The following is a 9,363-nucleotide window of genomic DNA, read 5'->3' as shown; positions in this document are numbered from 1 at the left end:
CACCGCTAGTACTACCCACCTCCGGCTAGACTGGTTGATACTGATGATAAGCATTATAAATGTTAGTTTGTATGGCTGGTGGAGCATTGGAGCTGATTTCTAAGCAATTAAACACTGATATAGCAGTTGTTTCAGCTGCAAATATGCAGAAACGAAAAATTAGATTAGTAAATAAAAAACATCGGGCCCGAGCATTAACTCAGGTCCGATGTTTTTGTCTGTAATTAAACTAGAAATGAATGTTAAAACTGAAATCGATATCCTTGTCAGCAGGGATGCGGTAAGGTTTTTCAACCTCAGCGCCCCAACTGTCGATACCACCGACACCACGAACGGCACCGTAGATTGAGAGGACGGTCCGTCGTTCAAGCGGTAATTCTTCCATGTGAGTGGCGTTTTCTAATTCAGCGGCCGTGTATGGTAGGCAACTGAAAGCGAATGGGCCATCAACTTGGCTAAAACTCAAGCTGAACGGTGTGTTCTGACGATCAGCGTTATTTTGCGTTGCTGAACGGGTCACCGTCACGGCTTCCGCCTGCATGTGCATGCCACATTCCTGTGGGACCAAGTATGGTGTAACGGGTAGGCCGTCCACGTGGAACTGTCCTTTGGTTGCGCCGGCCATACGGTCTGGATAAGTTTCACCAGATAAGCCGGTGTAATCAAAGCCAGTTGCGGCGGTTGGCATCACGAAACGCAAGCCGAATGCAGGTAATTCTGGTAAATCAGCTTGGCCGGCATAGTGAGTTGCCACGTTGATCATACCGTCTGAGGTGACAGTATAAGTGATCGTGACCGTGGTGCTTGGAATCGTCGTGGTAACGAATTGGTAAGCTAAACTCACCTTATCCGCCACTTCGTGATTGGTATAACGGTTGTTCAGTGGTGCAATTGGTAATGGCGAAACGACCTGGTCGTCAACCGTCAGTTGAATGTCTTGGCAGGTTGCGAATCGGTCAGCCGCGTACCACTGTGCGGATTTGACAGAAAAACCATTACCGTGATCGTTATCGGTGGTTGCGCGCCAGAATAGTGGCGTTGGCGTGCGGTAGAGCCATTCCTTGCTGTTAACGACTAGCGATTCAAGACCACCGCGTTCGTAACTGAAGAGGTAGTGGAAGTTCGTACCACCGAGACCTAAACTACCATCGCCGTATACGACGTGTAACTGATTACTAGTGTAAGCCATAGTAATATTTCACCTCCTGCATTGCTGGCTTTGGTGTCCGATCGGCGAAGAGCAAGCCATCGCCGGAGAATTCGTAATCGGAATGACGTTCATCAAAGTCGCCACCGTAGCGTAAAACCTCCTGATTGCTGATCGAGTCGTGAACGAAGAGGGCCTGATCGATGAAGTCCCAGATGAAGCCACCTTGATACATTGGGTATTTATCGATGAGATCGTTATACGAGCTCATGCCACCCAGTGAGTTACCCATGTCGTGCATGTATTCGCAGTCGATGAACGGCTTAGCTGGATTGTCATCCAAGTAGGCCGCGATGTTATCAGGCGTTTCGTACATCCGACTTTCAACGTCAGAGATGCGATCTTTGAGTTCAGGCGTGTGAACAACCCCTTCATAATGAACTAGTCGTGAATCGTCATGTTCCTTGTAAAAGGCGTTCATAGCGGCGATATCTTCACCAGCGTAGGATTCGTTACCGAGTGACCAGAAAATAATTGAAGGGTGATTCTTGAACCATTCGTAATTAGAACGGGCCCGGTCAAGGACAGCTTCCAACCAATGTGGATTGTCGCCAGGAACGTTGTAAGAAGGTTCGATCGCGCCCATCTTTTGCCACGAGCCGTGTGACTCTAAGTTGTTTTCAGCCATCAAATAGATACCAGCTTGGTCACATAGGCTGTACCAAGGTAATTGGTCAGGGTAGTGGCAAGTCCGATCGGCGTTGATGTTGTTGTCCAACATTGTTTGAACGTCGGCTTGCATGTGGGCTATGGTGATGACGCGGCCGGTGCGCGCGTTCCATTCATGGCGGTTAACACCGTTGATGATGAGTCGTTCGTTATTGACGTAGATGACCTTGTCGTCACGTAATTCAACTTGGCGGAACCCGAATTGATATGGTACGACTTCTAATAACTGATTATCTGCGCTGTAAACGTCAATTGTGAGGTTATACAGGTTAGGTGCTTGTGGTGACCAGAGTTCAATGTCAACCATCGACAAAGTGTCGAATGTCACTTGATCAGCGCCAGTCTGAGTTTGAGTAGCAAGGACGCTGCCGTCGTTGTCGGTAACCTTCAATTCGAGGGTTGCGGCAGGGCCGGAGAGTTTGGTGCTGACGTTTAAAATGCCATCTTTATAATCGTTGGTAACGACTGGTTGGATGTCTAAGTCCACGATGTGAGTAGCGGGTAACGCCATTAAGTTAACGTCGCGGAAGATTCCGGAGAAGCGGAACATATCCTGATCTTCGATGAAGGCGGCCGTACTACGTTTGTAAACTCGAACAGCTAACAGGTTATCCGTATCTTGTAGGTAAGGTGTCAGGTCGAATTCAGATGGTGTGAAACTATCCTCGGCGTAACCAACAAAGTGGCCGTTTAACCAAACGTAGAGGGCTTCTTCAACCCCTTGGAATTGGATAATGACACGTTGATCTTTGAAAGTATCGTTGAGGTCAAAGGTTTTGAGGTATGACCCGACCGTGTTGTCAGTTGCATCGCTGAAAAGGCCGGCTTCTAATTGGTCGCTGTTCAGTGTGTATGGTGGGCGGCGGAAAATTTGGCCCTCCCATGGATATAACGTATTAATGTATTGAATTTGGCCGTAACCGGCGAGTTCGATATGGCCGGGGACCTGAATAGTATCAAAATTGCGACTATCAAAATCAGTTTTAAAGAAATCAAGTGGTCGTTCTGCCGGAGTCTTAGCAAAATTAAAGCGCCAAGTACCGTTCAGAGACTTAACGAAGCGACTACCTGAGGTTAATTCATCGGTATCGTGATAATAGTGATGATCACTATGTGCTGGTAGTTGGTTGACCCGAAAGACTTCGGGGTCGTCCAACCATTTAAGATCAGCTTGCATGACGAAGCTCCTTTCAAAATAGCGAATATAAAACGCTTACAAGAAGATGATAAAACAAATACGTCGGTTTGTATACGGTGTTTTAGTTAAAATTTAACTAAATAGTAAATATACTATTGGTAGTCAGCCGTGATTAAGCACAAAATAACTTAAAACAAGGTTGAAATGTAAAGCGTTACCATTTTTGCTGTGTAGCTGTTGACAAGGATGAGTAAAAGCATTATAGTCAAGTTAATAAAATTTTAGTAAAACAATTTACGGAGGCTAACATCATGAATGCTAACGACTTAAAACAAGAATTTACATCAGTATTTGACGCTCAACCAGAACACGTCTTTTTCTCACCTGGCCGAATCAACTTAATCGGTGAACATACCGACTACAACGGTGGCCACGTCTTCCCATGTGCTATCACCATTGGGACATACGGTGTTTACGCACCACGCGAAGATACAACGGTTCGGATGTACTCTGCTAACATTCCTGATGCTGGCGTCGTTACTTTCGATATTAACGACTTGAGCTATGACAAGGCTGCCGGCTGGACGAACTATCCAAAAGGTATGATGGACGAAATTGTTAAGACTGGTGTTAAGTTCGATCATGGTTTTGACCTCTACGTTCATGGCAACATGCCAGATGGTGCTGGTTTATCTTCATCAGCTTCTATCGAATTATTGACTGGGATCGTATTGAACACCGGCTTCGACCTCGGCATTAGCCAATTAGACCTCGTTAAATTAGGTCAAAAATGTGAAAACAACTATGTCGGTGTTAACTCCGGTATCATGGATCAATTCGCTGTTGGAATGGGTAAAAAGGATCAAGCAATTTTACTTGATACCAACACGATGGATTACTCATACGCACCCGTTAAGTTAGGCAACCACGTTATCGTGATTATGAATACTAACAAACGCCGCGAATTAGCTGATTCTAAGTACAACGAACGTCGCTCAGAATGTGAAGAAGCCTTACGTCGTTTACAAACGAAGTTAGATATCAAGTCACTTGGCGACTTAACGAATGACCAATTTGACGAAGCTGCTTACTTGATCAACGATGAAACTTTGATCAAGCGTGCTCGTCACGCTGTCTTCGAAAACCAACGTGCAATCCGTGCAACAACGGCCTTAGCTAAAGACGACTTAAAGACCTTTGGTGAATTAGTTACCGCTTCACACGTTTCATTACACTTTGACTATGAAGTTACGGGTAAGGAATTAGATACCTTAGCTGAAACGGCATGGAAACAACCCGGTGTCTTAGGCGCCCGGATGACTGGTGCCGGTTTCGGTGGTTGTGGTATTGCCATCGTTGAAAAGGACAAAGTCGACGCCTTCAAGGAAAACGTCGGTAAAGTTTATCGCGATACGATCGGTTACGACGCAGACTTCTACATTGCTGAAATTTCAGACGGTCCTAAAGAACTTTAATTTAAACGCATAAATAAGAGAATTGAGATATATTGAGGAGGAAATTAGAATGGCAGTTTTAGTTTTAGGTGGTGCTGGTTACATCGGTTCACACGCTGTTGATCGGTTGATTGAAAAGGGGTACGACGTTGCGGTAATTGATAATTTAGTAACGGGACATCGTGCAGCTGTTAACGATCAAGCGCGTTTTTACGAAGGTGATCTCCGGGATACGGCGTTCATGGACAGCGTATTTGACCAGGAAAACATTGAAGGTGTCATTCATTTCGCAGCTTTCTCAGTAGTTCCCGAATCAATGAAAGATCCATTGAAGTACTTCGACAACAATACGGCCGGCATGGTCAACTTGCTTGAAGTGATGACTAAACATGACGTTAAACGGATCGTCTTCTCGTCGACCGCGGCAACGTATGGTGAACCTAAACAAGTGCCAATCAAGGAAACTGACCCCCAAGTTCCAACGAATCCTTATGGCGAAAGTAAGTTAGCAATGGAAAAGATCATGCACTGGTCAGATATTGCTTACGGCATCAAGTTCGTAGCGTTACGTTACTTCAACGTGGCTGGCGCTAAGCCAGATGGTAGTATCGGTGAAGATCACCATCCTGAAAGTCACTTAGTTCCAATTATCTTACAAGTGGCTGCCGGTGAACGTGATCAGTTACAGATCTTTGGTAACGACTACCCAACGCCAGACGGGACGAATGTCCGCGACTATGTCCATGTTATTGACCTCGCCGACGCACATATCTTAGCTTTGGAATACCTCAAGCAGGGCAATGATAGCGAAGCATTCAACCTCGGTTCTTCAACCGGTTTCTCAAACCAACAGATGGTTGATGCTGCCCGCGAAGTAACTGGACAACCAATTCCAGCCAAAGCGGCACCTCGCCGCGCTGGTGATCCTAGCACGTTGATTGCAGCCAGTGATAAGGCTCGCAAGGTGTTAGGCTGGGAACCACAGTATGATGATGTTAAAGAAATTATCAAGACAGCTTGGAACTGGAAACAGACCCATCCAGCTGGCTATGACGATCGGGGAGGCCAAGCATAATGACGAGTTTAGAACAATTTGTGACGGCGGTCATCGCTTCGCCTTCGCAATATACCGAACTGGATCGAATCTACGTACACAACCGGATCTTAGGTTTAGTCGGTGAAGGCCAATCCGTAGCCGCTGCTGATGATCAAGTTGTTAGCCTAGTTGACGCCTTAGTTCAAACGGCTATTCAAAATGGTCAGATTGAAGACGGTCAGTCCGACCGCGACATCTTAGCGGATCAGTTATTGGACCTTGTGACACCATTACCTTCTGCTATGAATCAACGTTTCTGGGACAAGTACCAAGTTAGCCCCGCAACGGCGACGGACGACTTCTTCAAGTTGAGCAAGGATAACGACTATATCAAGACGCGTGCGATTGCTAAAAACGTGGTCTTTCCAGCTAAGACGGACTTTGGTGACTTAGAGATCACCATTAACCTCTCGAAACCTGAAAAGGATCCTAAGGCGATTGCGGCCGCTCGTGACCAACCTGAAGATGGCTATCCATTGTGCCAATTATGTATGCAAAATGAAGGTTACAAAGGTCGTTTAGGTTACCCAGCTCGTAGCAATCACCGAGTCATTCGATTGATGCTAGGTGGCGAAACGTGGGGCTTCCAATACTCCCCATATGCTTACTTTAACGAACATTCGATCTTCTTGGATGAAGTACACCGTCCAATGGTGATCAACCGGCAAACCTTTACTAACTTGCTTGAAATTGTGAAGCAGTTACCACATTACTTCGTGGGCAGTAATGCGGACTTGCCAATCGTTGGTGGCTCAATGCTGACTCATGAACACTATCAGGGTGGTCGGCACAGTTTTCCAATGATGAAGGCACCGATTGCTCGGCCAATTGACTTGGGTGTTGAAGGTGTTCAAGCTGGTATCGTTAAGTGGCCAATGTCGACTATTCGTTTGACGAGTAAGGACATTGTAGCGTTGACGGATGCTGCGGTTAAAATCCACGATACTTGTATTAATTACTCTGACGAAAGTGTCGACGTGCGAGCTTATACTGACGGTACTCGTCATCACACGACCACGCCAATTGCGCGTAAAGTCGGTGACGATTATGTCATGGATATCGTTTTACGCGATAACCAGACGTCTGCTGAATTCCCAGATGGTATTTTCCATCCACACCAGGATGTGCAACATATCAAGAAGGAAAATATCGGTTTGATCGAAGTCATGGGCCGAGCCATCTTACCAGCTCGTTTGAAGACTGAATTGGCTGAAGTAGCGAAGTACATGCTGGATCAACCAAACGAAATGGTTGCGATGCACCAACCTTGGGCTGATCAGTTGAAGGCTAGCCAAGAGATTACGGAAGCAAACGCAACCCAAGTCGTTCACACGGCAGTTGGTAACGTCTTTGCCCGGGTCTTAGCTGATGCTGGGGTCTTCAAGTGGGACGCAGCCGGTGAAGCAGCCTTTGACCGCTTCGTCGCAACGATTAACGGCTAATACAGTCATTTGATCAACAAATAGCACATAACAAAGAATAAATATGTTTGAGAACGTGGACTAATGGTTGCTACTACGGGTATTAGCACGGTCGGCCAGATTTTAAGGCTACCAAGCTAGTTACGTCGTCGTGGGGCAAAACCATTTAGGCCACGTTTTTTTATTGGGGAGGATTGGACGTTATGGCAGTCACATTAAAGGATATTGCCCAGCGAGCGGAGGTGTCATTGGCCACCGTTTCACGGGTGTTGAACTATGATCAAACGTTGTCGGTGAGTGATCAGACCCGTCAGCGCATCTTTACGATTGCCTCGGACTTGCAGTACAACAAGCGCAAGCGTCGTGATGTGAAGGCGCTGATGCGCAAAAATATTGCGGTCGTTCAATGGTATTCGGAGTCTAAGGAACACGATGATCTGTACTATTTAGCGATTCGGCGTGGAATTGAAAGTCAGGCGCAGGACTGTGGCTTTACGACGACCAGTATCTTTCAAAATGAGTTGGATCAAGTCGGTGACGACATTGACGCGGTGATTGCAATTGGTAAATTCAGCCCGTCGCAAGTACAGGCGTTGAGCGAGTTGTCAGATCAGTTGGTTTTTGTCGACGATGACCAATTTGCAGCTGGTTTTGACAGTGTTGTGACGGACTTTACCGTTGCAACGAGTCGAGTTGTAGACTATTTTTGGCAACGTGGGATTCAAGGAATTGGGATGATCTATGGGCAGGAGTGGTCAACTGATCAGGTTGTTGAAGTACCCAATCAGCGCCAACAAAGCTTTCAACAAGCCTTGGAACAGCATCACGCTTATCAACCAGAGTTCGTCTTTGCCGGTGATTACACGAGTCAGTCAGGTTATCTGATGATGAAACGGGCGATTGCAAGGCTAGGTGAGCGGCTGCCACGGGCGTTCTTCATTGCCAACGATCCAATGGCGGCGGGCGCACTTAAAGCGTTACAGCAGGCCGAAATAGCAGTTCCTCAGCGTGTTAAGCTGTTTAGCTTCAATAACACCACGTTAGCTGAATACGTTTATCCGGAGATCAGCTCGGTGAACGTGGAAACTGAGTTGATGGGCAGTACGGCAGTTGATTTATTGGTCAATCGTTTTCAAACCAATCGGCGCGCAGCTCAACGAGTGGAGTTGGGAACGACGCTGGTGGAGCGGGATAGCACGAAATAAAATCAGCGTTGGTGGTTGTTTACCGCCAACGCTGATTTTATTTTTGGATCATTATTGATACTTTATTCCAGTACGATTAATTGTTTTATGCAAACTAGTTCACCTGAGGAAAGCTTTTCCGATAGACCAGCTTGGCATCCACGAGCACCATTCGTTTCTGTGTTCGGTCGAAGATGATCGCGTCCTTTAAGGTACTGATAGCCTGGGAGGCAAGGTCATCCGTGTCGATATGGAACGTGGTGAGTGGCGGCGCAACGTAACGCGCAATATCAATATCGTTAATACTGATGATCGCGGTGTCGGTGGGCACCGTGATTTTATTTTCGTTAAACGCTTGCAAGACGCCGACTGCTAACGGATCAGAACCAATCAAAAAGCCCTTAGGTAGTGCTTGGGTGGCTAATGATTCAACGACGCGTTTGCCGAGCGCGTACCCGCTAGCAACGGAGAACTCACCGCCGATAAACATGAAACGGGGATCGAATAACTGTAGTTCTCGCAAGCGACTTTCGAAGTATTTCTGACGTGGATCTTGATGATGCGTCACCTGCTGATCATTGTCCCAGTAACCGCCGTTGATTAAACCAATCGGGGTGTCACCCGCAGCAATCAACTGATCAATAGCTTGTTCAGTGATGGCCTGCAGGTTGGGTTGAACCGAGTTGAAATGGTGTGGATCCGGGTTGGAATCAACAAACACACGGTGTGGCGTTAACGAACGTAACCGAGCTAAAGCGGCGGCATCGAATTCACCGACGGCCATGACACCGGCAATGTCGTCTGGGATTTGATCAACGCTGGAGTAAAAGGTCAGCGCTAGATTAGCCTGATCACCGTGCTCAGCTAAGCTCTGGCGGAGATTGCTGAAATAAATGTCGCCCAGTTCCTTCTGTGGTTGGACGGCAAAAACAACGGCGACTTGGTAAGTTAATCCGTGTGTCGTATTAGGCTGCTCGTAGTTGAGGTTCTGCGCAGTTTGCAGAATCTTCTTGCGAGCGTGGTCCGAGATTGAAAAGGTTGGATCGTTATTGAGTAGTCGTGAAACTGTTGCTGGCGAGTAACCAGCTTTGGCGGCAATTTCGCGAATAGTGGTCATGACGGGGTCCTCCTATCTTGAGTCGGGATATTAAGTAACTAGAGTTGGAAAGTTAATTACTCAATGAAAGTGTTGGT

At 46.8% G+C, this 9,363-nt stretch carries 7 protein-coding genes; 4 read left to right on the top strand and 3 right to left on the bottom strand.

All coding sequences use genetic code 11. The annotated features are described in order from the left end of the window. Window positions 1–229: 229 nt before the first annotated feature. Window positions 230–1,189 (bottom strand): beta-galactosidase small subunit, encoded by a 960-nt coding sequence (locus tag ACG95_RS00035; protein ID WP_047998522.1) that lies wholly within the window; start codon window positions 1,187–1,189, stop codon window positions 230–232. Continuing rightward, complete coding sequence (locus ACG95_RS00030; RefSeq protein ID WP_047998521.1) at window positions 1,176–3,053, bottom strand: glycoside hydrolase family 2 TIM barrel-domain containing protein; 1,878 nt, start codon at window positions 3,051–3,053, stop codon at window positions 1,176–1,178. The genes ACG95_RS00035 and ACG95_RS00030 overlap by 14 nt, the downstream gene beginning before the upstream one ends. 272 nt (window positions 3,054–3,325) lie before the next feature. Here ACG95_RS00030 and ACG95_RS00025 point away from each other — a divergent pair, with 272 nt between their 5' ends. The 4 genes from ACG95_RS00025 (at window position 3,326) to ACG95_RS00010 (ending at window position 8,190) form a co-directional block, all read left to right on the top strand. Further along, window positions 3,326–4,489 (top strand): galactokinase, encoded by a 1,164-nt coding sequence (locus ACG95_RS00025; RefSeq protein WP_047998520.1) that lies wholly within the window; start codon window positions 3,326–3,328, stop codon window positions 4,487–4,489. 49 nt (window positions 4,490–4,538) lie between these two features. Next, window positions 4,539–5,543: a UDP-glucose 4-epimerase GalE gene (gene galE, locus ACG95_RS00020; protein ID WP_047998519.1), complete on the top strand. Its 1,005-nt coding sequence runs from the start codon at window positions 4,539–4,541 to the stop codon at window positions 5,541–5,543. Then, window positions 5,543–7,006, top strand: a complete 1,464-nt coding sequence (locus ACG95_RS00015) for a UDP-glucose--hexose-1-phosphate uridylyltransferase (RefSeq protein WP_047998518.1) — start codon at window positions 5,543–5,545, stop codon at window positions 7,004–7,006. The genes galE and ACG95_RS00015 overlap by 1 nt, the downstream gene beginning before the upstream one ends. A 182-nt stretch (window positions 7,007–7,188) precedes the next feature. Beyond that, window positions 7,189–8,190: a LacI family DNA-binding transcriptional regulator gene (locus ACG95_RS00010; RefSeq protein WP_047998517.1), complete on the top strand. Its 1,002-nt coding sequence runs from the start codon at window positions 7,189–7,191 to the stop codon at window positions 8,188–8,190. A gap of 94 nt (window positions 8,191–8,284) precedes the next feature. On the opposite strand, the gene ACG95_RS00005 is transcribed toward ACG95_RS00010, so the two are convergent. Continuing rightward, complete coding sequence (locus ACG95_RS00005) at window positions 8,285–9,286, bottom strand: LacI family DNA-binding transcriptional regulator (RefSeq protein ID WP_047998516.1); 1,002 nt, start codon at window positions 9,284–9,286, stop codon at window positions 8,285–8,287. Between the last annotated feature and the right edge of the window lie 77 nt (window positions 9,287–9,363).

It is taken from the genome of Lactiplantibacillus herbarum (genome assembly GCF_001039045.1).
Classification (GTDB): Bacteria; Bacillota; Bacilli; order Lactobacillales; family Lactobacillaceae; genus Lactiplantibacillus; species Lactiplantibacillus herbarum.
The sequence above is the reverse complement of the archived record's forward strand: the minus strand, read 5'-3'. Positions and strand labels throughout refer to the sequence as shown.